At 43.9% G+C, this 22897-nt stretch carries 19 protein-coding genes; 8 read left to right on the top strand and 11 right to left on the bottom strand.

The genetic code is table 11. From position 1 onward, the window contains the following. Nucleotides 1-582: 582 nt before the first annotated feature. Nucleotides 583-2664: a DEAD/DEAH box helicase gene (locus tag AB6E08_RS18305; protein WP_372065621.1), complete on the bottom strand. Its 2082-nt coding sequence runs from the start codon at nt 2662-2664 to the stop codon at nt 583-585. Nucleotides 2665-2972: 308 nt separating this feature from the next. Here AB6E08_RS18305 and rnb point away from each other — a divergent pair, with 308 nt between their 5' ends. Together rnb and AB6E08_RS18295 are read left to right on the top strand one after the other, a co-directional pair. Continuing rightward, the gene (gene rnb, locus AB6E08_RS18300) at nt 2973-4979 is read left to right on the top strand and encodes an exoribonuclease II (RefSeq protein WP_372065619.1); all 2007 of its coding nucleotides are present in this window, start codon (nt 2973-2975) and stop codon (nt 4977-4979) included. Nucleotides 4980-5093: 114 nt separating this feature from the next. Further along, on the top strand, nt 5094-5900 hold the full coding sequence (locus AB6E08_RS18295) for a helix-turn-helix domain-containing protein (protein WP_372065616.1): 807 nt from the start codon (nt 5094-5096) through the stop codon (nt 5898-5900). A gap of 257 nt (nt 5901-6157) precedes the next feature. Here AB6E08_RS18295 and AB6E08_RS18290 read toward each other — a convergent pair whose 3' ends face one another. After that, complete coding sequence (locus AB6E08_RS18290; RefSeq protein ID WP_012600988.1) at nt 6158-6520, bottom strand: DUF3024 domain-containing protein; 363 nt, start codon at nt 6518-6520, stop codon at nt 6158-6160. Nucleotides 6521-6795: 275 nt separating this feature from the next. Between AB6E08_RS18290 and AB6E08_RS18285 the strand changes: the two genes are divergently transcribed. After that, entirely contained in the window at nt 6796-7611 is an 816-nt protein-coding gene (locus AB6E08_RS18285; RefSeq protein WP_009844791.1) for a phosphate ABC transporter substrate-binding protein, read from the top strand. 194 nt (nt 7612-7805) lie between these two features. Here AB6E08_RS18285 and AB6E08_RS18280 read toward each other — a convergent pair whose 3' ends face one another. From AB6E08_RS18280 to AB6E08_RS18270, 3 genes are all read right to left on the bottom strand, one after another. Further along, a complete protein-coding gene (locus tag AB6E08_RS18280; protein ID WP_009844790.1) occupies nt 7806-8492 on the bottom strand; it encodes a MaoC family dehydratase in 687 nt (228 codons plus the stop codon). A 332-nt stretch (nt 8493-8824) separates the two neighbouring features. Continuing rightward, nucleotides 8825-11977, bottom strand: a complete 3153-nt coding sequence (locus tag AB6E08_RS18275) for an efflux RND transporter permease subunit (protein WP_372065611.1) — start codon at nt 11975-11977, stop codon at nt 8825-8827. 11 nt (nt 11978-11988) lie between these two features. Beyond that, nucleotides 11989-13125: an efflux RND transporter periplasmic adaptor subunit gene (locus AB6E08_RS18270; protein WP_029222826.1), complete on the bottom strand. Its 1137-nt coding sequence runs from the start codon at nt 13123-13125 to the stop codon at nt 11989-11991. Between the two features lie 259 nt (nt 13126-13384). Here AB6E08_RS18270 and AB6E08_RS18265 point away from each other — a divergent pair, with 259 nt between their 5' ends. After that, nucleotides 13385-13828, top strand: coding sequence for a dCMP deaminase family protein (locus AB6E08_RS18265; protein ID WP_004731749.1), 444 nt, complete (start codon nt 13385-13387; stop codon nt 13826-13828). Nucleotides 13829-13943: 115 nt separating this feature from the next. On the opposite strand, the gene AB6E08_RS18260 is transcribed toward AB6E08_RS18265, so the two are convergent. The 3 genes from AB6E08_RS18260 to pepT all read right to left on the bottom strand — a co-directional run bounded on the left by AB6E08_RS18260 (nt 13944) and on the right by pepT (nt 16774). After that, nucleotides 13944-14786 carry a mechanosensitive ion channel family protein gene (locus AB6E08_RS18260; RefSeq protein ID WP_009844787.1) on the bottom strand — a complete coding sequence of 281 codons (843 nt, stop codon included), beginning with the start codon at nt 14784-14786 and terminating at the stop codon, nt 13944-13946. A 211-nt stretch (nt 14787-14997) separates the two neighbouring features. Next, on the bottom strand, nt 14998-15465 hold the full coding sequence (locus AB6E08_RS18255; protein ID WP_017098691.1) for a DM13 domain-containing protein: 468 nt from the start codon (nt 15463-15465) through the stop codon (nt 14998-15000). Nucleotides 15466-15541: 76 nt separating this feature from the next. Beyond that, nucleotides 15542-16774, bottom strand: coding sequence for a peptidase T (pepT, locus tag AB6E08_RS18250; RefSeq protein WP_017102455.1), 1233 nt, complete (start codon nt 16772-16774; stop codon nt 15542-15544). Nucleotides 16775-17123: 349 nt separating this feature from the next. Here pepT and AB6E08_RS18245 point away from each other — a divergent pair, with 349 nt between their 5' ends. The 3 genes from AB6E08_RS18245 (at nt 17124) to AB6E08_RS18235 (ending at nt 19597) form a co-directional block, all read left to right on the top strand. Continuing rightward, a complete protein-coding gene (locus tag AB6E08_RS18245; RefSeq protein WP_009844784.1) occupies nt 17124-17270 on the top strand; it encodes a hypothetical protein in 147 nt (48 codons plus the stop codon). 348 nt (nt 17271-17618) lie between these two features. Continuing rightward, nucleotides 17619-18671, top strand: a complete 1053-nt coding sequence (locus tag AB6E08_RS18240) for an aldo/keto reductase (RefSeq protein WP_102258179.1) — start codon at nt 17619-17621, stop codon at nt 18669-18671. Nucleotides 18672-18862: 191 nt separating this feature from the next. Beyond that, nucleotides 18863-19597 carry an RNA methyltransferase gene (locus AB6E08_RS18235; RefSeq protein ID WP_017067486.1) on the top strand — a complete coding sequence of 245 codons (735 nt, stop codon included), beginning with the start codon at nt 18863-18865 and terminating at the stop codon, nt 19595-19597. Between the two features lie 97 nt (nt 19598-19694). Here the strand turns inward: AB6E08_RS18235 and fdxA are convergent, their stop codons facing one another. After that, on the bottom strand, nt 19695-20018 hold the full coding sequence (fdxA, locus tag AB6E08_RS18230) for a ferredoxin FdxA (RefSeq protein ID WP_050650887.1): 324 nt from the start codon (nt 20016-20018) through the stop codon (nt 19695-19697). 258 nt (nt 20019-20276) lie between these two features. On the opposite strand from fdxA, the gene AB6E08_RS18225 reads away from it, so the two are divergent. Further along, nucleotides 20277-21908 (top strand): NAD(P)/FAD-dependent oxidoreductase, encoded by a 1632-nt coding sequence (locus AB6E08_RS18225; RefSeq protein WP_017098685.1) that lies wholly within the window; start codon nt 20277-20279, stop codon nt 21906-21908. 252 nt (nt 21909-22160) lie between these two features. On the opposite strand, the gene AB6E08_RS18220 is transcribed toward AB6E08_RS18225, so the two are convergent. Continuing rightward, entirely contained in the window at nt 22161-22319 is a 159-nt protein-coding gene (locus AB6E08_RS18220; protein ID WP_241909505.1) for a hypothetical protein, read from the bottom strand. Then, nucleotides 22300-22512, bottom strand: a complete 213-nt coding sequence (locus AB6E08_RS18215; protein ID WP_004733457.1) for an HP1 family phage holin — start codon at nt 22510-22512, stop codon at nt 22300-22302. Before AB6E08_RS18215 ends, AB6E08_RS18220 begins: the two co-directional genes overlap by 20 nt. Nucleotides 22513-22897: the final 385 nt, after the last annotated feature.

Here is a 22897-nt window from a genome sequence, read left to right as displayed (position 1 = left end):
AGCTACACATCAAAGCCTCTGCCTTGTATAAATACCCAGCAACTCGCTGCAAAAACCAGCTCGAAAGATCAACACGCCCTAATTTCTACTCGATTAAGTTAACTAGAGTGAATCGAACCAATGCACGTAATCCGCCTAGCCCCTCCCTTTTGTCTGCTTATCATTACCGATTACTTTTTGCTCGATTTCTCAATTGCTCAATGTTTGCATCAAAAAGATCACAAGAGTTGGGAATAGTGAACGACGAAATCCGATCTTCTTTTAATTGCATTCGAGTACAACTCTACGAATAAATGAACTGTAACGTCGCTTAGATAGCCTTCACTCATTGTTTTAGTATCTTGTAGCACGTTATTTCAATATAGACTTAGAACGCGATACAGCTAAGTTTAGGCGCTAACATTAAATATAGGGACGAAGTTTAGTTGAAGTAAGCTGCCGCATATATAGAACCAACCAAAGCTAAAGTTCAAATAGCAGGCACAAAAAAGCCGAGCATTAAGCTCGGCTTTTAAATTCACTATTTAAGCTATTCACCTATAAGCACTTGGCTTGTAAGTTTCACTTAAAACTAAAGGTTGATTAACCTTCGTTGCGCTCTGGACGACGACCGCGGTTGCCGCCATTGCCTGCTGCGTTGCCATGGCCACGTTCGCCACGGTGGTTACCACGGTGATCGCCACCACGATTACGGTCAAAGCGACGTTCGCCATCACGACCACCAACAGAGTTACCATCACGTGCGCCGTCACGCTTGCCACGGTAGCCACCACGACCGCCATTGCCACCTTCACGGTTACCACCTTCGCGATTACCGCCTTCACGGTTACCACGGTAGCCGCCACCATCACGACCGCCACGACCGCCGCCACGGTTGCCATCACGACCACCGCCGCCACGACGAGGCTCACGGAAGTCGTTGAAATCAACAACTACAGCGCCAGCTTCTTTTTGACGAATGCGAAGTTTGCTTAGCTTACCAGCAGTTTCAGAGTTCATTGCTTTTGGCAGTTGAACGTAAGTAGAACCTTGGTCTAGTTTGATAGCACCGATAGAACCTTTAGTTAGGCCTAGTTCGTTTGCTAGTGCGCCAACGATGTCTTTAACCTGAACGCCTTGCTCACGGCCAACTTGTAGTTGGTACGTATCCCAATCTTGAGTATTGAAGTTACGTCCACCACCGTCACGGCCATTGTCACGATCTTCACGACGCTCTTTGCGACGGTTCTTATCACGCTCAATAGCAGCGATCATTGGGTCTTCGCCAACGTAGAATAGAGGGCTCTTACCTTGCTGACGCTTAAGAAGCATTGCAGCTAGAGTAGCAGCATCAACTTCAAGAGATTCTTGCAGAGTAGAGATTAAACCTGCGAAGTTTTCTAGAGCTTTGCTCTCTTTCTCAGTTTCAAGCTCAGCACCAAGCTTAGCAACACGTGCAGCAGCAACTTCGTCACGTTGTGGAAGTTGGATTTCTTCCATTTGAGACTTAGTTACACGCTCGATAGTGCGAAGCATACGAATTTGGTTAGTGCGAACTAGTAGGATCGCTTTACCTTTACGTCCAGCACGGCCAGTACGACCAATACGGTGGATGTAAGATTCAACATCAAATGGGATGTCGTAGTTGAATACGTGAGTGATACGTGGAACATCAAGACCACGTGCTACAACGTCAGTTGCAACTAGGATATCGATAACACCTTGTTTGATGTGATCAACAGTGCGCTCACGTAGAGACTGAGGAATATCACCGTGCAGTGCAGCAGCTTTGAAGCCACGAGCAGATAGCCAATCAGCTAGACGCTCAGTGTCTTGACGAGTACGTACGAATACGATTGACGCGTCAGTTTCTTCAGTTTCAAGAAGACGAGACATTGCTTCGTCTTTTTCTACGCCTTTAACAACCCAGTAGTTCTGCGCTACTTTGTCAACTGTGTGGTTAGTACCAGCAACGTCAACTTTAGCCGGGTTACGTAGGTAACGGTCAACAATAGTCTTAACCATTGGAGGCATAGTCGCAGAGAAAAGTACACGTTGTGCAGATTCTGGAGCTTGCTCTAGGATCCAAGTAACGTCATCTACGAAGCCCATTTTTAGCATTTCATCTGCTTCATCAAGAACAAATGTGTGTGCTTCATCTAGGTGTAGACGGTCACGAGTTAGTAAGTCTTTAACACGACCTGGAGTACCAACAACAATGTGAGCACCGCGGCTTAGAGCGCGCATTTGGTCAACAATTGAAGCGCCACCGTAGATTTCAAGAACTTTAAGACCTTTGATATCACGGCCTAGGTTTTTGATTTCCGCAGCAACTTGAATCGCTAGCTCACGAGTAGGAGCCATGATGATTGCTTGTGGTTTATGTTGGTTCAGGTTGATTTTGTTAAGTAAAGGCAGAGAGAATGCTGCTGTTTTACCAGTACCAGTCTGTGCTTTACCTAGTGCGTCACGGCCTTCAAGAAGAAGAGGAATAGCTGCTGCTTGGATTGGAGTCGGAGAAACGAAACCCATGCTATCAAGAGCTGAAAGAATGTTTTCGTTTAGGGCTAATTCATTAAATTGAATTACAGATTCGGACATTGGGATCCCACTATATATAAGTAAACAAAAGGTCCCGGGAGCTCTATCAATTCCAATACTGATCCAATCAGATACTGATTCCATTCAGAGTTACGAAGCAGTAATAAAACACTTCAAGCCATTAGGGACGTCTAAGGGAGGCGGATTATTCCTTAAATGCATAAAAAAAGCCAGAAAAAATTGAAATACATCACATATTTTTCGGTTTCACATCAACACTGGCTATCATATCGTCAAAACTTGATGAATATCTCGTCACAGCACCAAACTTCTAGCAAATTGACCTAGTTAAATAAGAGGGCAATTAATTTACGCTCACTTCGCCTTTAAGTAGTAATCAAGCCTCGCAATGATTATAGTGTGCTCAATTGTCCTCGATAGATAAAAGTCAAATGTTTCAAGATAATCCTCTACTCGCTCAACTCAAACAGCAAATCCAAGAAACCCTCCCTAAAAAGGAAGGTACAATCAAAGCCACTGAAAAAGGGTTTGGTTTTCTCGAAGTCGATAGCAAAACTAGCTTCTTCATCCCACCGCCGTACATGAAAAAATGTGTACACGGTGACAAGGTGATTGCCATCATTCGCACTGAGAAAGAGCGCGAAGTTGCAGAGCCAGAGGAGTTGATTGAACAGGGTCTAACTCGTTTTATTGCACGAGTTAAGCTTTTCAAAGGTCGATTGAACGTTGTTCCAGATCACCCGCAACTGAAAAAACTGCAGCTTAAAGCGAAAGCAAAGAAGGGTTTGAACCCTGAAACGCTTAAAGAAGGCGACTGGGTTGTTGCTCATATCGTTCAACACCCGTTAAAAGGTGACAACGGCTTCTTAGCTCAGATCTCTGAGAAAATCACAGACGCTGACGACAAAATCGCGCCTTGGTGGGTAACGCTAGCGCAAAATGACCTACCAAACAGCGAACCTGAAGGCATCGACGACTGGCAGATCAAAGACGACGCTGATCTTGAACGTGTAGACATGACTCACGTCCCTTTTGTGACTATCGATGGCGAAAGCACAAAAGATATGGACGATGCGCTTTACGCTAAGAAGAAAGAGAACGGTGATTTCGAACTGACTATCGCAATTGCTGATCCTACCGCTTACATCTCTCCAGATGATGCAATGGATAAAGTGGCTCGCGAGCGTGGTTTCACTATTTACCTGCCTGGTCGTAACATCCCAATGTTGCCTCGCGATCTAGCTGACAACTTATGTTCACTAATAGAGAACGAAGTTCGCCCGGCACTTTGCTGCACAGTAACGGTATCTAAAGATGGTGTTATCGGTGATGACATTAACTTCTTCGCTGCAAACATCAAATCTCACGCTCGTCTTGCTTACGACCACGTATCAGACTGGCTAGAAACAGGTGCATCCGAGAAATGGCAACCGTCAGAAGAGATCGCTGCGATTGTTTCTGACCTTCACCAATTTGCTCAAGCACGTTCAGCGTGGCGTTCTGCCAATGCGGTTGTGTTCCCAGATCGCCCTGACTACCGCTTTGAGCTTAGCGAAGATAACGATGTTGTTGCTATCCACGCTGACATGCGTCGCAGTGCGAACAAGTTGGTTGAAGAATCTATGATCAGCGCGAACATCTGTGCGGGTCGAGTATTAAAAGAGAGCTTTAACCAAGGTGTCTTTAACTGTCACTCTGGTTTTAAAGCTGAGAAATTAACAGATGTTCTGGAGCTAGTTAATCCAGAAGCAGAAACGCCGTTTACAGAAGAGCAGATCGTTTCTCTGGAAGGTTTTGCTACTCTGCGTCGTTGGTTAGGCTCTTTAGACAACAGCTACTACGATAACCGAATTCGTAAGTTCCAAGCTTACAGCGAGATTAGCAATGAACCTGCGCCGCACTACGCAATGGGATTAGACATTTACGCAACTTGGACTTCTCCAATTCGTAAATACGGTGACATGATTAACCACCGCATGCTTAAAGCACACATATTACGTAAAGCGCCAACTCAAACACCAGACGAAACCATTGGTGATGAACTTGCTCTGCACCGCCGTCACCACGGTATGGCTGAACGTAACGTTGGCGATTGGTTGTATGCTCGTACTCTAGCGAACGCTCCAGTTGAAGAAACTCGTTTCCAAGCAGAGATCTTCGACATTAACCGTGCTGGTATGCGTGTACGTCTACTTGAAAATGGTGCTGCAGCATTTATCCCTGGTTCTCTCATTCTTAATAATAAAGAAAGAATAGAGTGCAACGGTGATATGGGTACTGTATCTATCGATAAAGAAATGGTATACAAACTGGGAGACGTTTTAGAAGTAGTTCTCTCAGAAGTTAATCAGGAAAACCGTAACTTGGTAGCAAAACCTACACAAGTTTTTGCGGACTTGCCTAGCGGGCCTGAAACGACAAATGAAACCGAAGCCTAATTTCTGATAGGTTTACTTCTAAAGGCGCTAATTATTAGCGCCTTTTTTGTAAATGTCTCATGCTTAAACAATACTAAAAAAAGCAATTAATCTACAACGCCAAAGAAGCTCACTATGCCATCAATCACGGTCACTCAATTCAGAAACTTTATTCCCAGGAAACGCGAACGCTACCCCGCCTCTAAAAACGGTATCTTTATGGTATCGAAAGGAAGCATATCTTTTATGCTGCCCAATGGCACCCAAGCCTCGTTAAAAGCGGGAGATTTCACGCTTTACAATTCTGGTCAGATTAAAGACATCACGGTCGACACTGAAAATGGTGAGTTTAGTGCGATTTGCTTAGATTTTGATTTGGCAATTTTCCAAAAGTTCATAAATCAGTTCAGTGATTTAGAACCCACTCAAACTCCAGATAAGTACATTAAGTTCAATCAAACGGATACCGAAATCTGCCAATTGAAAGAGCTCATCATGTCCCTGGCCAATTCATCGACTCAGAATGATTACGCACTCACCCAGCTAGGCTTAGGTTTGCTGTCTTTAATGGTTGAGCAGTATCCGGAACTATTAACGATTATTAGCCGAATTTCTAGATTGACGGTGACACAAAAGGTCATCCATTACATTGAACAGAATATAGAAAATAATATCTCACTCGATACCCTAGCCAGCTATATGGGGATGTCACCAGCCACACTTAAACGCCGTTTATCGGCGGAAGACCTTTCGTTTTCAAACCTCTTGAAGATAAAGCGAATCGCCCACGCAGCCACACAGCTCAGAACATCGAACAAATCGATTACTCAAATTGCTTATGAATCCGGATTTAAAAGTGCGGCGCATTTTAGTACTGCCTTTAAAACCTATCACGGCAAAACACCAAAAGATTTCCGGTCTTTGGTTTCACAATCTTATTAATACCAATCGTAGTAAATCACTGATAACTTACTCACTGTGATTAGTATAACTACGCAATCTTATTGGCATAATTTGAAGTGACATCCATCATTTATAGTGATGCAGATAGTTTTAGAAACATAGATCGTTTTACTGACGCAGATAAGCTTTATTAACGTAGACTGTTTTTAGTGACGCAGATAGGTTGCAATGTGGTGAGTTTAAAAAAGTTGTTCGTTTTAGGTATCAAGCCACTCGCAAACATCTCAACAGAATAATCACGACCAGAAGTACGATTTAGGGTCTTTTTCTATTTCAGACAAAATAGCATCAAGATCCTTCGATTGAGGTAAGTAAGGATAAGGCCCCCAATTTACTGAATCGGTTTCTACATCACCTTCTAGCGGCACCATTACCAACCAACATGATAGTGACTCATCAAAACTAACGCAGGCGATCTCATTTGTGTAATCGCTATGAGATGAGTCGAGCAGATAATGAGCCTGAGAAAACAGCACACCACCCTCACACTCTTCATAAAGGGATTTGCCTAGCTCGACAGGTAAACTGCGATTTCGAGATGTACAGAGCTTCTCAGCTCCAATTAAAAGACGATTCAGTTCGATATGAATGACGGACATAACACCTCTTGTAATTTCATAGAAACTCCATAGAAACTCTATAGAAACTTCTAAGTAGTGAATTCCTCTACTTAGCTTAGGACTCAACCAACATTTTAGCGAACAAGCGCAAACAAAATACCCGTCCTGCTCCCAGAAACGAATCCTGCTTTTGTAAACCTAACTCGCTTTCACTCATCAAGCTAATAGCGACACATTGAGCGGATAGAATTTCACAAAATTGTCATATAACCGACCTATCATAGCCGGCAAATGTTATTAACTAGGAGTTGTTTATGTTACGAGTCGCGCTTGCCTCTCTTTTATCCTTAGCCCTGTCTTCTCACGCTGCTTTTGCACAAGAAACCAATATTTCGGGCTCCACTTCCGTATCACGTGTGATGGATGTATTGGCTGAGGAGTACAACAAGACTCACCCTGATAACTATATTGCGGTTCAAGGCATCGGTTCTACAGCGGGTATTACCATGGTCAATAAAGGTGTCGCTGATATTGGTATGAGCTCACGTTACTTAACTGACCGCGAACAGGGCGAAAAATTGAAGGTATTTCCAATTGCCTTTGACGGCCTAGCCGTCGTGACTAACCGTTCAAACGGTGTAAGCAACGTTACACGTGAACAGCTATTCGATATCTACAAAGGAAAAATCACAAACTGGAAAGCCATAGGTGGTGCGGATCAACCTATCGCAGTTGTAACTCGTGAAGCTTCTTCGGGTTCACGTTACAGCTTCGAGAGCTTACTTGGTTTGACTAAAATCATTAACGACCGTCTAGTGTCTGACATCAACCCAAATAACTTGGTTGTAAACAGCAACAGCATGGTAAAAACGATTGTTAACCATAACCCACATGCGATTGGATTCATCTCTGTTGGCTCTATCGACCGTTCGATCAAAGCAATCACATTTGAAGGAGTTGAGCCGACATCTAAGAACATCGCCAACCACAGTTATGAATTGGCTCGCCCATTCTTATTGCTGCACAAAACTGAATCAGTTTCTGACGAGAGCAAAGATTTCATTAAGTTCGTGAAGTCAAAACAAGGGCAAGATCTTATCGAAGAGTACGGTTACACGCGCATCAAGTAACTATAAACGCATTAAGTAGCTACAAACACATTAAGTAACTACACGCGTATCAAGTAAGATAACGACTTTTGTGATGTTGTTAGGATGCTGATGATATCGCCTTGATAGACAAAAACAAAAAGAGAGAGCCTTAAGCTCTCTCTTTTTTTGAATCTATAATCTTCGCTAAAAGCAATTCTACTTATAAAAAAGCTCTAGAAGTGAAGTTGAATCACCGAAACAATCACAGCACCAGGACGACGGATGCCTTCGATCTCTACGCGGATTTCGCGTTCAATCTCTAGGCCTTTCTTAATTGGCGTTACTTTTGTTAGCGTACTTTTAGCGCGAACGTTACTGCCCGATTTTACAGGGTATGGGAAACGTACTTGGTTAAGACCAATGTTTACAACCATCTTCGCCGTTGGGAATTGAGATTTGTCAGGATCAACACTGTCTGTCAGTCGAGGAAGCAGAGACAAAGTCAGAAAACCATGTGCAATGGTTGTTTTGAACGGAGAATCTGTTTCAGCCTTAGAAGGCTCTGTATGAATCCACTGCATATCTTCAGTAACGAGGCCAAACTGGTTGATTCTGTCTTGGCTTACATTGATCCAATCACCAGTATGGATCACTTCACCGATCTGCTGTTCAAGCTCATCAAATACAAGTTGTGCTTCTGGCTTAAGTACGATCTGTGGTTCAACAGGCATCTCTGGCGCATCTTCATTGACAGCAGGTTTGTGGTGATCACGAACCCACGCAAAGAAATGACTATTTTGCGTGCGATTCAGAAAGTCTCCCCAGTAATCTCTAAGAGCTGGAGACATCCATTGCATAAACTCTGAGTGTTGCGAAGACACGCTGTCGCCTCGGTGTTTAAATAAATCAATGACTTTCATAAGAACCTCAATGCACAAAATATTTCAATATAACTTGGTAATTTTGAAACACTTCACACTATTGTGCAAATACTTTCGAGCATACAAGTGTTAGCCGAACACTTATATATCCAACAAAAACAACAACCTAAAAATAAAACACCATTTTATTGGAGAGCTTTAATTGGAGTATTAACTCTACCTTATAATAAACATTTCATTATATAAACAGATTCTTTATTCACAAGTGGAATAAAAAAGGCTTAGCACAATGCTAAGCCTTCGTTTTTACAAGAAATCAATTACCAAGGAGAAACCTTGTAAAGGGCTCATCCTACAAGACACTAACTTCCCTATTCATCGTCCAGTGGAATCAACTTGGTATTGCCACCGTGTGCCTTCTCACGCTTACGTTGCACGAATGCATAGAAGCCAGGGATTAGGAACGTACCCGCTAACAACACACATAGCAGGCCACCAATCAGAGAAATACCCAATGAGTTTTGACTCACGTGACCAGCACCCGCAGCGAAGATAAGCGGGAATATACCTAAAATGAATGACCAAGACGTCATGTTCACAGCACGAAAACGCAGCGTACCGCCCTTCACCGCCGCATCTTCAATCGGTGCGTCTTTCTCTTCACGCTCAACCTTTGCGAATTCAACAATCAAGATTGCGTTCTTCGCGGCCAAAGCTATCAAGAGAACCAAACCAATTTGTGCATAGAGATTCAGCGGTGTGCCTGTCAGGTTCAGCGCCAAGAAAGAACCTAAGGTTGCAACCGGTACCACTAAGATAATCGCTATAGGGATTGTCCAACTCTCGTACTGCGCCACCATGAACAGATAGATGAAGATCAGAGCCAGTGCAAAAGCAAAGATCGCTTGGTTGCCTGCCAATACTTCTTGATAAGCCATGCCTGTCCATTCGTACTGGTAGCCTTGAGGCAGCACGTCAGCTGCGACACGTTCCATTGCAGCAATCGCATCACCGCTTGAGTAACCCGGTGCTGGTTGGCCTTGAATCACCGCACTGCGGTACATGTTGTAACGCCATGCTACGTCTGGTTCAAAGATCTGATCGTAAGTCACCAATGTGCTTAACGGGATCATCTCGCCATTAGACGAACGCACGTGGAATCGTTGTAGGTCATCCATGCTGCTACGGTGTTCACTGTCTGCTTGCATGGTGACACGGAAATTCTTACCAAACATGGTAAAGTCATTCACGTACATTGATCCAAGATTGCCTTGTAGCGTTTGGAATATTTCCGACAGCGGAATACCAAGTTGTTGCGCTTTCTCACGATCAATATCGACATAGTAGTGAGGTACATTAGCGCGGAAGGTACTGAAGGTATGTGAAATCTCAGGCTGTTTGTTTGCCTCAGCAATCACGTCATTCATGACCATCGCTAGATCAGTGCGGCTACGACCTAATGTATCTTCGAGAACAAACTCAAAACCAGACGCAGCACCCATGCCCGGTACAGCTGGAGGTCCCATTGCAAATACAATCGCCTGAGGCAGTTCTGTTGCCGCTCGGCCATTAATACGTTGTGAGATAGCTTGCGCTGAATGTTGACCGTCCAGTGCGTTACGCATGTCCCAATCGTGGAGCTTGATGAACATCGACGCACCATTCGAAGCTGAAGCGCCCGTCATGAATGCATAGCCGTTAACCAGTGTCACACCATCTACGCCCGGCTCTTGCTCAACCATCTCTAGTAACTGCTCTGTCACATCTTCTGTACGAGACAGCGATGCCGCGTCAGGAAGCTGCACGTTAACCAGCAAGATGCCTTTATCTTCTTGAGGTACGAAAGCCGTAGACGTGGTTTTCGCAAAGTAAGTTACCGCTGCTAGTGCCACAACAAAGAAGGTAAACAGCAGAACACCCTTTTTCACAAGGAAGCCTGCAATTTGACCGTATTTGTTGGTTACAGATTCAAGACCACGGTTAAACGCTTGGTACCAACGTGCTGTGTTACCACCGCCCTGCTTAAGAACCAATGAACACAATGCTGGTGACAGCGTTAGAGCGTTAATAGAAGAGATCACAACCGCAATACAGATGGTCAGAGCGAACTGACGATACATAATGCCGGTAATACCTGGCAGCATCGCTACTGGGATGAATACCGCTAACAGAACCAAGGTTGAGGTAACAATTGGCCCCGTAACTTCTTTCATTGCGATAAGCGTTGCTTTTCGCGGTGAAATGGTAGGATCTTTGGCCATCGTAGTATCGACGTTCTCGATAACCAAGATCGCATCATCTACTACGATACCAATCGCCAAAATCAAACCAAACAGGGTTACTGTATTAATGGTAAAGCCGGTCATCTGCATGATCGCAAAAGTACCAATCAAAGATACCGGAATCGCAACCACAGGAATCAAGGTTGCACGGGCACTGCCCAAGAACAAGTACGTTACTGCGATAACCAGCAAAATTGCTTCGATGAGTGTTTTAACTACGCCTTTAATCGACTCAGCAACAAAGAGTGTGGTGTCGTAACTCGCCTCGTAAGCAATGCCTTCAGGGAAATTTTTGCTTAGGTTGTCTAGCATCGCCATGACTGCTTTACCACTTTCCAGCGCATTAGCGTCTGACTGAAGTGACAGCGTTACGATTGAAGCGTCTTGACCACGGTATTTACCGTTACCATCGTAGAACTTTTTACCTAGCTCAACACGTGCAACGTCTTTTAAATAAACCGTTGAACCGTCTTGATTTGCACGAAGCACAACATTTTCAAACTCATCAGCCGTTTCTAATCGGCCTTTTGTTACCAAGTTGAATTGCACTTCTTGCGCGTTGTTATAAGGTGCAGCTCCAATACGGCCAGCTGCGACTTGAGCGTTCTGCTCCGCCAAAGCGCGATTCACATCAGAGGTAGTTATATTGAGGTTAGCCATTTTTTCAGGATCTAACCAAACACGCATCGCGTATTCACCACCACCCAACACGTTAACTTCACTAATGCCCTTTACACGAGCCAATTGGTCTTTAATGTTCAAGTTCACGTAGTTGATAAGGAATTGGTCATTGTACTCTCCGTTCGGCGAGTAGAAGTTCAATACCATCAATAGGTCAGGTGAACGCTTCTTGACCGTTACACCCACCATTCTTACTTCTTGTGGAAGTTTCGATTCGATCTGAGCAACGCGGTTCTGAACGTTGACCTGAGCCATATCAGCATCAGTACCGACATCAAAGGTCACGTTAAGGTTGTATGAACCATCATTAGCACTTTTAGAAGACATGTAGATCATATCTTCTACGCCATTCACCGATGTCTCTATGGGGTCGGCTATCGCCTGTTCCACCACTTCAGCACTCGCACCCGTGTAGAATGCCGACACACTGACCGATGGTGGGCTAATTTTTGGATATTCGGCCACTGGTAAGATAGCGAGAGAGATCGCACCCGCCAGCGTTAATATTATGGATATGACAAGGGCAAACTTAGGCCTTTGAATAAAGAAACGACTCAACATAAATAAGCCCCTTACTCAGCTTGTTCAGCAGTAGGTTGAATGCGAACAGACATACCATTACGCACACGCTGTAAGCCTTGAGTGATAACTGCGTCATCCTTCTCTAGTCCAGAGTGAACAATCACACCACCTTCAACTTGTCTACCCATCTCGATGTTTCTACGCTCAGCGACAGGCGCACTCTCGCCTTCAACCAAAACCATCACAAAGTCACCTTCAAGGTCGGTTTGAACTGCACGACGCGGAATAGTCACAACATCAATAGATTGCTTTTCACGTAGATCAACGCGAACGTGTTGGCCTGGAAGTAATTGCTGGTTCGGGTTATCAGCAATGGCGCGCATCGCGATCGTACCAGTATTGAGGTTGATACGGTTACCCAAGAAATCAAGCTGACCTAGATGTTCGAACGCTTCACCATTCTCAAGCATGATCTGAACTTCAACACCTGCAGAATCGCTGCTGCCGTCGCCTTCGATACGATCCATACCCAGCTCAATACGCTCACGCTCACTGATGCTGAACGATGCATGGATTGGATCTAGGCTAACCAAGGTGGTTAATACACCTGAAGACGGTGAAGCCAGATCACCCGTGCTCACTTTGGTGTCACTGATTCGTCCAGAGAAAGGCGCAATAATTTTGGTATGAGAAAGCTGGACATTGGCTGCATTGAGTTGTGCTTGACTTGCTTCAAGCTGTGCCTGAGAACCCAATAAGTTTGCTGTCAATGCATCAAATTCCGATTGAGAAATACTCCCCTTAGGGAGAAGGTTCTTACCTCGGTTAAAATCAAGCTCGGCTTTTTTAAGGTTCGCGTTCGCTTGAGCAACAGACGCTTTTGCGCTTGCTACTTCAGCTTCAAATGAAGAGGGTTCAATGGAGTACAGTAATTGCCCCTTTTCGACCATTTGACCTTCATTGAAATGACGGCTTTGTAGATAGCCAGAAACCTGCGCTGTGATAGCCGTGTCTTCAACGGCTTCAATACGACCGATGTACGACTTACTTTGCTGGTGAGAAACAACGCTAACATCCTGTACTGCTACGAGAGGTAGAGGCGCTTGCTTGGCATTTTGAGCATCTTGCCCACATCCAGCAAGAATAAGAGAGCTTGCAAGAGCCGTAAGGATCAACTTTTTACGCATAGTTATACCGTCACTTGTTAGTATTTGAACAGTATAAAATTTACGTAACACACCCGTTACTATTGTCCGAGGAATATCAATTATAACGAACCAAAGTGTATCAATATGTTAATTGAAACTAAGTGCTTATAAAGTAATTACAAACGCGTTACAATTTCTAAGTAAATCAACCTCTCAGCTTTTGTTCTCTATGGATATTGTCTAACATCATGTATTGTCGGGCAGATAAGCATTCACATTTAATTGTTAAGGAATTCTCATGATTTCAAAATGGGCTAAACGTTTCTATCAAATGGCGGAATTGGTCGGTTCTTGGAGTAAAGATCCTTCAACTCAAGTCGGCGCCGTCATCACTAAGCACAACCGTATTGTTTCAGTTGGCTTTAATGGCTACCCACATGGCGTGTCTGATAGTGCGGATACTGACGATCGCGAGATGAAATACCTCAAGACACTTCACGCTGAAGAAAATGCAATCTTGTTTGCTAAACGTGATTTAGACAGTTGTGAAGTTTGGGTCACTCACTTCCCTTGTCCGAACTGTGCAGCAAAAATCATCCAAACTGGAATTTCAGCGGTACATTGCCCAGAGCAAAGTGAAGATTTCCTTTCTCGTTGGGGAGATAAGATCAAGATAAGCCAAGATATGTTTGAGCAAGCTGGTGTAGAAGTAGACTGGTTGCCACTCGCTGACCTGGATTAATCTCTAACGCTAGGTCTCAGGTCTAAGTCTAGATCTCAAATACAAAAAAGCCGAGAGTCGATATTATCGCTCTCGGCTTTCTTTTTATTCGGACTTGTTAGCTTCCAGCATCGTATTAGTCACTTGAGGGAAATGCCAACGCGTAAGCTTCCATGAAATCTTTACGAATATCTTGCTCTAAATGAATCGCTTTTTCGGTCGGACAGAAGATCATAAAGTGCACTTCTTGCTCACCTGTCGAACTGCTTGTGATATGGATGTGAGGCTCAGAACCCGGAAGGTCAACACCGGCGTGCTTTTCGATCACACCATTGTAACGACGGGCAACATCGATAAACTCTTCACAATGCTCTTCAATTTTCACGATAAGACCCGGCACCATAGGGTATAGGTTTACAAAGTCTTTCACCGTCACAAAAAAGTTATGATAAACATAGCGCTTCATGAAGTTGAGGTTCTTTACCGGATAAGTGAAGAACATGCTATTAGGCAGCGTGGCAGTCTTGCCAGTGAAGTGATATTGCCCATGATACAAATCGATTTCTTGAATCACAGTCGCCATCAAGTTGTGCTCAATCACCTCACCGCTGATTTTGCCCACTTCAATCCAATCACCAATTCGAAATGAGCGAGAACTCGCACGCTGAATAGAGCCAGTAAAACAGAGAATGATCTCTTTTGAAGCCACGACTATCGCAACCGCAATAGCAGTAACAGACAGCGCAAATTCGCTGATTTCGGATTTCCACAGCACGAATAACGTCACAACAATAATCGCGAATGTGCCGTTTTTGGTACGTGACATCCAGTTACGTTGGTCTTCACTAAGAAAAGCGACATCACCACGGATTCGAGACAAAGTGATTCGTCGGATTATTAATATAATGCAGATGATCAGCACACTAAAAATAAACTTATTAGCGAGTAAGAAATCTATTACTTGCCACATCTTTTCCATTATTTATTCCTTTGTATTACAACAATTAAGCTTTATAACGACGATCATTAAAGCGATGAGCTTTACAGCGACTGACTCAATCCAATAAACGCATTATAAAAAAGCACTCAAAAATAGAGCGCTCCTTTTCATGCTTTTATCAGCTATTAGGCCGTGTTGACCTTTCGCGGTTAAATTTTGTTCGAAAGATCAACACGCCCTAGTAAGGCTATCATTTTATCTTGGCAGAAGTAATAAATTGGCCAAAAGTTTCACACCAAATCACAACCGTATTAAATCGATTAAGATCAGTACCTTCTGGGAGGTTAACCATAAATCGGTCGAATGTTTTTACATCTCCGACTCTCAGTAACTCACTCTTGCTGTCATTGAATGCCTGTTCGGTTTCAATAAACTTAGGTGATAGGTAAACCTTATAATCCGGCCCCGGCGCCAATTCACCTTCAAAAGCTATCGCACTTTCAGAGACAGAGACGATGCCCTCTCCCCAATGCAAAAAGTCACTGTCTTGTCGGTCTTTGGTGAACTCACCTGTATAGATCGCCTGCTGACTGATCGCTTCAACAGAACTTGAGGAAGGAGAATCAGGCTCAATCAAGATAGGTAGTGCGTAGACACCAAGCCCAAAACCAAAAGCACCCACGGCTAAGTGGGTGCAAAGTAAAACTAACTTTTTCATCGCGTACTCCCTTATACTTAAAGAGAGTATTAATGAATACTCTCAAAAATACAAAGAGATATCGCGTTTTAGACGGCTATTTTTGATAGTGAATAGCTGTACGTTGAGAGAGTTTCACGATCACTTCTACCGCTTTTTCCATGCCTTGAATGGTAATGAACTCATGAATACCGTGGAAGTTGTAGCCACCGGTAAAGATATTCGGACACGGTAGCCCCATGAAAGATAAGCGAGCACCGTCTGTACCACCTCGGATAGGCTTGATCATTGGCTCAACATCACACTCAATCATCGCTTGCTTCGCTAATTCAATAATATGTTGATGCGGTTCAACCATCTCTTTCATATTGAAGTAGCTATCGGTTAGCACCAGCTCAACACGGCCTTTCTCAAGACGCTCATTCAGCTCATCCACTTTCTGTTGCATGAATGCCTTACGCGCTTCTACACCCTCACGTTCAAAATCACGGATGATGTATCCCAGTTCAGAGCGAGCCACCCCCATTTCAGCCGACTTCAGGTGGTAAAAACCTTCATAACCTTCTGTGCACTCTGGTGTTTCTTGTGCAGGCATCATCAGTTGGAATTGCGCTGCAATGTTCATTGAGTTCACCATTTTACCTTTGGCGGTACCTGGGTGAACGTTCACGCCATGACAGATAACATCAGCGCTCGTGGCATTAAAGTTCTCAAATTCCAACTCCCCTACTGGCCCACCATCGATGGTGTACGCCCACTCGGCGCCAAATTTTTCAACGTCAAACAGGTTCGCACCGCGGCCAATCTCTTCATCCGGTGTGAAACCAATGCAGATGTCGCCATGTTTGATGTCTGGATTCGCTTTCAGGTAAGCAATCGCACTGATGATTTCAGCGATGCCCGCTTTGTTATCGGCACCAAGCAGAGTTGTGCCGTCAGTCGTAATAAGGTCGTGACCATGTAAAGAATCAAGGTCTGGGTATTGGCTTGGGTTCAAACTCTCGCCACTTTCACCTAATTCAATCGTTCCACCTTGGTAATCTTTAATCACTTGTGGTTTCACATTTGCTCCTGAAGCATCAGGAGCGGTATCCATATGCGCCACAAAGCCAATCGCAGGCACTGGATAATCGACATTCGACGGCAGTTTCGCCATCAAATAGCCATTTTCGTCTAAAGACACATCAACTAACTCTAATGCAACCAATTCTAACTTTAAGGCTTCAGCAAAAGTAATTTGACCCGGTGAACTTGGGCATTGCTGATTAGAAGGATCGGATTTAGTATCAAAAGTAACGTAATTCAGGAAACGTTCTACAAGCTTTTCCATAATTCATCTCACCATGGATTAAGTAATTGATTTACTGACCTAATTATTAAGATAGATAAGCGATGTATTTTTAGACAAATACGTACGCAGAGTCAGTCGCGAGGCTTTCCATCTTACGCCCCTGACCATGTATGTAATTGCTCTAAATCATTGTTGTGCGAAATTAGATGCGCTTCCTATACTTGAAAACAGAGGGTTTCGTCAGTTCAACATTGCATACGGATGATAAGCGATCGCTTTGTACGCATTCTACGCCCTCCGCTCTCAGCCTAAAAAAAGTACAAAGTGGATGATGATCACAATTTATCCTTGATGCAGAATCTGTCATACGTTACACGGAGACACAGTTATGACGATTAATAAATATTTCATTTTCTCTCCTCAAGCCTCTGAGGAAACGCTTCAACCAGTATTAACTGAGAAAGAAGTTCAAAGGCAGGAAGCTCTAAGACAGGCGCAATCTCAAGGTGGTTTTGACACCAACGCGACCTCGTAACTTAATCAATACTCAGAACTTGTTTATAGAACCCCTAAAAAAGAGCTCTACTTCTCGTTGATGTAGAGCTCTTTTGTCTCTGAACCTTTCTCCTATCCCAATGCAGCTTCATTCAGGCGCCTGATCTATTAACACCTTGTTATCTATCGCGTCTTTTGTATGTTGCTTCTCAATCATCAAGCAGACTCATTTGTTGCAATGAGAAATGATTCATTAAACTTGTCCAAGCCATACCCTGTGTTGCCATTTTGTGCTAATAATTTATATTCGTTTTCATTCCTCACTCGCCCTCTTTCAATATCCACACTGCGAGCACTAACGAGCCTCACTACAGGAACCCCGAATTTAATGGAATACTCAAAATTAGGAAGTAGTCAAATTCCCGTTTCCCGAATCTGCCTTGGCAGCATGACTTGGGGGCTGCAAAATACGCAACAACAAGCTGACCAACAAATCGAATACTCGCTAAGCCAAGGTATTAACTTTATCGATACCGCAGAGATGTACGCAGTACCACCGTCTCCAGACACCTACGGTAAAACGGAAGCAATCATAGGTAACTGGTTAGCTCGCAATCCGCAGCGCCGCCAAGAAGTCATCATCGCCAGCAAAATTGCAGGTCCGGGATTGCCTTGGGTTCGAGATGGCGGGCCAATCACGGGGGAAGCTGTAATTGCAGCGGTTGACGCTTCACTAGCGCGTTTACAAACGGACTATATCGACCTTTACCAACTGCATTGGCCAAACCGAACGACGCCTCACTTTGGCAAGCATTTCCCGAATCATATTCGATTCAGTGATATCGACCGAAAGCAGCATGAAGCGGAGATGCTAGAGATCCTCCAAGCACTAGCGGGCTGCATTAAAGCCGGAAAAATCCGTCATGTTGGTTTGTCTGATGACACCACTTGGGGCATTAACACTTACCTTAAACTCAGTGAGAAGCATGATTTACCGCGAATGGTCTCTATTCAGAATGAATTTAGCCTGCTGCACGCGAAAGACTGGCCTTATTTGATTGAAAACTGTGTGCACGAAGACGTCGCCTACCTACCATGGTCACCGTTAGCAGCGGGCATGCTGAGTGGCAAATACATTGATGGTGCGAGACCAGAAGGAAGCCGTTGGACTTACATGCAGCGTAAAGGGATTTTCCGCGACACTGAGTCTGCCAATGAAGCCGTAAAAGGATATTTCGAAGTTGCGAACGCTCACGGATTTACACCGAGCCAACTAGCTTTAGCGTGGTGTAATCAAGTTGATGGTGTCACCTCCACTATTATTGGCGCAACCACAATGGAACAACTGAAAGAGAACGTAGCAGCGTTCAGCAAACCGTTGTCAGAAGAGATCCTTACCGATATCAACACAGTGTTTAAGCGCTACCCTGCCCCATATTAATCATACAGGTCAGCTAATCTTGGGTTCAGCTTAATGTTAGATGATTAAATCAGATAAGAGCGCGCTATTTAGTGCGCTTTTCTTTTTTAAGTGGGTTGCTTTTGCTTTTTAGTGGATCGCATTGAGTTATCACGCTTTTGGTTATCCAACCTTTGCTCTATAATGCGCGGGCTTATATCTAGGATAAAAACATGATTTCAAAAAACCAATTAAAACTCCTTCGTGCTTTGGGCCAAAAGAAACAACGTAAAGCCCACGGCCTGTTTCTAGTTCAAGGTGAAAAAAACGTACTTGAGCTGTTCAATAGTGACTTAGTGGTGAAGAACGTCTTTGCTACCGCTGATTTCTTATCTGAAAATCATGCTTCACTGATTGAGTTTGATTGTGTTGAAGCTTCGCTGGATGATCTAACCAAAGCGAGCACTTTGGTAAGTAACAACGCAGCGATTGCGGTTGTTGAGATCCCAACGTTTGAGCTACCAGAAGCAACAGGACTGATGATCGCGCTTGATGGCGTTTCAGACCCTGGCAACCTAGGTACGATTATTCGCGTAGCAGACTGGTATGGCATCAAGCATATTGTTGCGAGCAGTGATTGCGCAGACCCATACAACCCTAAAACGATCAGCGCGACTATGGGCAGTTTTGGCCGAGTTCACGTAAGCCAAACTGACTTACCTGCTTACTTAGAGCAAGCGAACCTACCGGTTTACGGTGCTTTCTTAGAAGGCGAAAGTGTTCATAAGACTGAGTTTACTGCCAATGGCATTTTGCTAATGGGCAGCGAGTCTCACGGCATTCGTGAACATGCGGCTAAATACGTAACGGATAAGATTACGATTCCTGCATTCGGTGGCGCAGAGTCTCTGAATGTAGCAATGGCGACAGGTATTATTCTCGACAATATGCGCCGTCAGCATAGCTAGATCTCATAAGCTAACGAGCCAATCGACAGTGCTCAGATATTAAAAAAGGCGTATTGATTAAATCAGTACGCCTTTTTATTTAAGTTCTTTTCAACAATTACTTTTCTAGCATTGCCAATTTATCAGCGACACCATTCCACTTTTCAGCTTCATCCATTGGTGCTTTGACTTCCGTTTGCACAGGCCAGATTTCGGCAAGCTCGGCATTCACTTCAATAAAGATCTTTTGATCTTCTGGCAGTTCATCTTCTTGGAAGATCGCTTGAGCGTCGCATTCAGGTACACACAAACCACAATCAATGCATTCGATTGGGTTGATTACCATGAAATTCGGGCCTTCATGGAACGCATCTGCGGGGCATACCGCCACACAGTCTGTGTATTTACATTGAATACAGTTATCGCCTACGACAAATGCCATGATGCTCTGCTCTATAAGTTAGTCAAAATTGAAGAATGGAGGATAATACTCATCCCAAGGCAAAATTCAACATCATACGGCTCTAATATCGTGTCTATTTGCTCCATGTTTCCAAATTAGTATGACAGATAAATCAATTTCTCGTAAAATGCGCGCCATTGTGAGCTTACTGCTTCTTTGAAACCTCGGCTTTTACATTCAGCTTTACAGGTTCAATAAACGGTCTAGCTAAGACACCTATAAAGACGAGACATCGAAATGATACGTTTAACCGAAATTAAACTCCCTCTAGACCACGAAGAATCAGCCATTCAAGACGCTATTGAAGCGAAGCTTGGCATTAATTCTGATCAGGTACTTTCTTTTAATATCTTTAAACGTGGCTACGATGCTCGTAAGAAATCAAAAATCTTACTTATCTACACGCTTGATGTTCTCGTTGAAAACGAAGCTGAGTTGTTAGAACAATTCATTAGCGACCCGCACGTAAAAGTGACTCCTGATATGGAGTACAAGTTTGTTGCTAAAGCGGTTGAGAACCAAACTGAGCGCCCTGTGGTTATCGGTTTTGGCCCTTGTGGTCTATTCGCTGGCCTAGTGCTTGCTCAAATGGGTTTCAACCCAATCATCGTTGAGCGTGGCAAAGAAGTTCGTGAACGTACGAAAGATACCTTTGGTTTCTGGCGTAAGCGTACTCTGAACACTGAATCAAACGTACAGTTTGGTGAAGGTGGCGCAGGTACATTCTCTGACGGTAAGCTATACAGCCAAGTTAAAGATCCAAAGCACTACGGCCGTAAGGTAATCGAAGAATTCGTAGCTGCTGGCGCACCAGAAGAAATTCTATACGTAAGTAAGCCACACATCGGTACCTTTAAACTGGTTACCATGATCGAGAAGATGCGTGCTTCTATCATTGAGCTAGGTGGCGAAATCCGTTTCAGCACTCGTGTAGACGACGTTCATATGGAAGATGGTCAAATCACTGGCCTAACACTTTCTAACGGTGAAGAGATCAAATCTCGTCACGTAGTACTGGCTGTTGGCCACAGTGCTCGTGATACGTTTGAAATGCTGCACGAACGTGGCGTTTACATGGAAGCTAAGCCTTTCTCTGTTGGTTTCCGTATCGAACATAAGCAAGCGATGATCGATGAAGCTCGCTTCGGTAAAAACGCAGGTAATCCTATCTTAGGTGCAGCGGACTACAAATTAGTTCACCACTGTAAAAATGGCCGCACTGTATACAGCTTCTGTATGTGCCCGGGTGGTACTGTGGTTGCAGCGACTTCTGAAGAAGGCCGCGTAGTAACCAACGGCATGAGCCAATACTCTCGTGCAGAACGTAACGCAAACAGTGCCATCGTTGTGGGTATCGACCCAGAGCGTGATTACCCAGGTGACGCACTAGCAGGTATCCGCTTACAACGTGAATTAGAAAGTGCCGCTTATGTTCTAGGTGGCGAGAACTACGACGCCCCTGCACAGAAAATCGGTGACTTCCTGAAAGGTCGCGATCCAAGTGAAATCGGTGAAGTAAAACCATCATTCACACCGGGTATCCACCTAACTGATATTTCAAAAGCGCTGCCTGATTTTGCTATCGAAGCAATTCGTGAAGCAATCCCAGCGTTCGAGAAGAAGATCAAAGGCTTCTCTACGCCAGATGGTCTACTAACAGGTGTTGAGACTCGTACGTCTTCTCCTGTCTGCATCAAACGTGGCAAAGACTACCAAAGCATCAACCTTAAGGGCTTCTTCCCTGCTGGTGAAGGCGCAGGCTACGCGGGTGGTATCCTATCTGCTGGTATCGATGGTATTAAGGCTGCGGAAGCTTTAGCACTGTCTATGGTTGAACAGAACCAAGCAGAGAAGATTGAGATCGCTTAACAGCGCGTTTTAATATTATCTAAAGCTAAAAATCCAGTGTCTGATGACACTGGATTTTTTTATTGCGTAAAGCTATTTATAGTTATTGAGTAACGACTTCGTCAGCGATACTTACAAGTATCTTTTGACCAATTCACACCATCATCTGAACATTCCATTCGACTTGTTCCATTCTGGTAATAATAACCTTTGGTCCAGTTACCTTGAGAGTATTTAGACGTTATCGTTTGAGTGTAATCAAACGGTGTATTCTCAATGTACGCTGCATTGATAGGCTTTGGTTTTGTACCCTTCGAGGTTAGCGATATGTATCAAGCCTTGTTGGCTAGTTTGCATGTTTGGAGCAAGGCTAAAGACAATAGAAAGAACAACCGCAACAGGACAAACGGTTTTATTGATTAAGTTTTTCACAGAGCTCTTCCGAAATTCGTTGCTTGCGAACTTCATCAAGCAATTTGAGTTTAATGCTGCGGTTGGTGAAGTAAGTGACAAACACCATCACCACACCAATCACCGCCGCCCAGTCTTGGATACTGAATGCCCCGGTAAGAGCCAGTAAGCCGCTAGTGAGATATGAAGAGAAGGAACTGAGTTTATCTTGCATATTACTCCCACAAAAAAGCACCCGACTTTCACAATTGAAAGGGGTGCTTTGTCAGTTATAAACGGTAGAAACGAAAAAAACCCGCCGAGTGGGCGAGGTTTTCTATCGCGCAAATAATGCATCATTAAATATGCAGTGTCAACTCATAAGCTATCATTTAAATTAAATGTTACATTTAGGTATATCAGTAACAACTTTATCGAAGTTATACCCTCAACACCATTAGACTTTAAAGTGATAAAAACCAGTTAACTATCTAATTTATATACTAATTAAAACAAAACCGTATATAATCAAACGATGTAATAGTTCCTTAAGTTAACAACAGACCGGCTTTGTTGCGTAATTAAATTTAAAGATAGAACAACCCCGTTTCGCGTATTTC

The organism is Vibrio sp. 10N.247.310.24, assembly GCF_041467175.1.
Lineage (GTDB): Bacteria > Pseudomonadota > Gammaproteobacteria > Enterobacterales > Vibrionaceae > Vibrio > Vibrio tasmaniensis_A.
This window is presented reverse-complemented; position numbering and strand designations above follow the sequence as displayed.

What these genes read in the sequence shown, in the direction of transcription:
- AB6E08_RS18305 (WP_372065621.1), bottom strand. Translation starts at nt 2,664, where the DNA reads ATGGAATCAGTATCTGATTGGATCAGTATTGGAATTGATAGAGCTCCC.
- rnb (WP_372065619.1), top strand. Translation starts at nt 2,973, where the DNA reads ATGTTTCAAGATAATCCTCTACTCGCTCAACTCAAACAGCAAATCCAA.
- AB6E08_RS18295 (WP_372065616.1), top strand. Translation starts at nt 5,094, where the DNA reads ATGCCATCAATCACGGTCACTCAATTCAGAAACTTTATTCCCAGGAAA.
- AB6E08_RS18290 (WP_012600988.1), bottom strand. Translation starts at nt 6,520, where the DNA reads ATGTCCGTCATTCATATCGAACTGAATCGTCTTTTAATTGGAGCTGAG.
- AB6E08_RS18285 (WP_009844791.1), top strand. Translation starts at nt 6,796, where the DNA reads ATGTTACGAGTCGCGCTTGCCTCTCTTTTATCCTTAGCCCTGTCTTCT.
- AB6E08_RS18280 (WP_009844790.1), bottom strand. Translation starts at nt 8,492, where the DNA reads ATGAAAGTCATTGATTTATTTAAACACCGAGGCGACAGCGTGTCTTCG.
- AB6E08_RS18275 (WP_372065611.1), bottom strand. Translation starts at nt 11,977, where the DNA reads ATGTTGAGTCGTTTCTTTATTCAAAGGCCTAAGTTTGCCCTTGTCATA.
- AB6E08_RS18270 (WP_029222826.1), bottom strand. Translation starts at nt 13,125, where the DNA reads ATGCGTAAAAAGTTGATCCTTACGGCTCTTGCAAGCTCTCTTATTCTT.
- AB6E08_RS18265 (WP_004731749.1), top strand. Translation starts at nt 13,385, where the DNA reads ATGATTTCAAAATGGGCTAAACGTTTCTATCAAATGGCGGAATTGGTC.
- AB6E08_RS18260 (WP_009844787.1), bottom strand. Translation starts at nt 14,786, where the DNA reads ATGGAAAAGATGTGGCAAGTAATAGATTTCTTACTCGCTAATAAGTTT.
- AB6E08_RS18255 (WP_017098691.1), bottom strand. Translation starts at nt 15,465, where the DNA reads ATGAAAAAGTTAGTTTTACTTTGCACCCACTTAGCCGTGGGTGCTTTT.
- pepT (WP_017102455.1), bottom strand. Translation starts at nt 16,774, where the DNA reads ATGGAAAAGCTTGTAGAACGTTTCCTGAATTACGTTACTTTTGATACT.
- AB6E08_RS18245 (WP_009844784.1), top strand. Translation starts at nt 17,124, where the DNA reads ATGACGATTAATAAATATTTCATTTTCTCTCCTCAAGCCTCTGAGGAA.
- AB6E08_RS18240 (WP_102258179.1), top strand. Translation starts at nt 17,619, where the DNA reads ATGGAATACTCAAAATTAGGAAGTAGTCAAATTCCCGTTTCCCGAATC.
- AB6E08_RS18235 (WP_017067486.1), top strand. Translation starts at nt 18,863, where the DNA reads ATGATTTCAAAAAACCAATTAAAACTCCTTCGTGCTTTGGGCCAAAAG.
- fdxA (WP_050650887.1), bottom strand. Translation starts at nt 20,018, where the DNA reads ATGGCATTTGTCGTAGGCGATAACTGTATTCAATGTAAATACACAGAC.
- AB6E08_RS18225 (WP_017098685.1), top strand. Translation starts at nt 20,277, where the DNA reads ATGATACGTTTAACCGAAATTAAACTCCCTCTAGACCACGAAGAATCA.
- AB6E08_RS18215 (WP_004733457.1), bottom strand. Translation starts at nt 22,512, where the DNA reads ATGCAAGATAAACTCAGTTCCTTCTCTTCATATCTCACTAGCGGCTTA.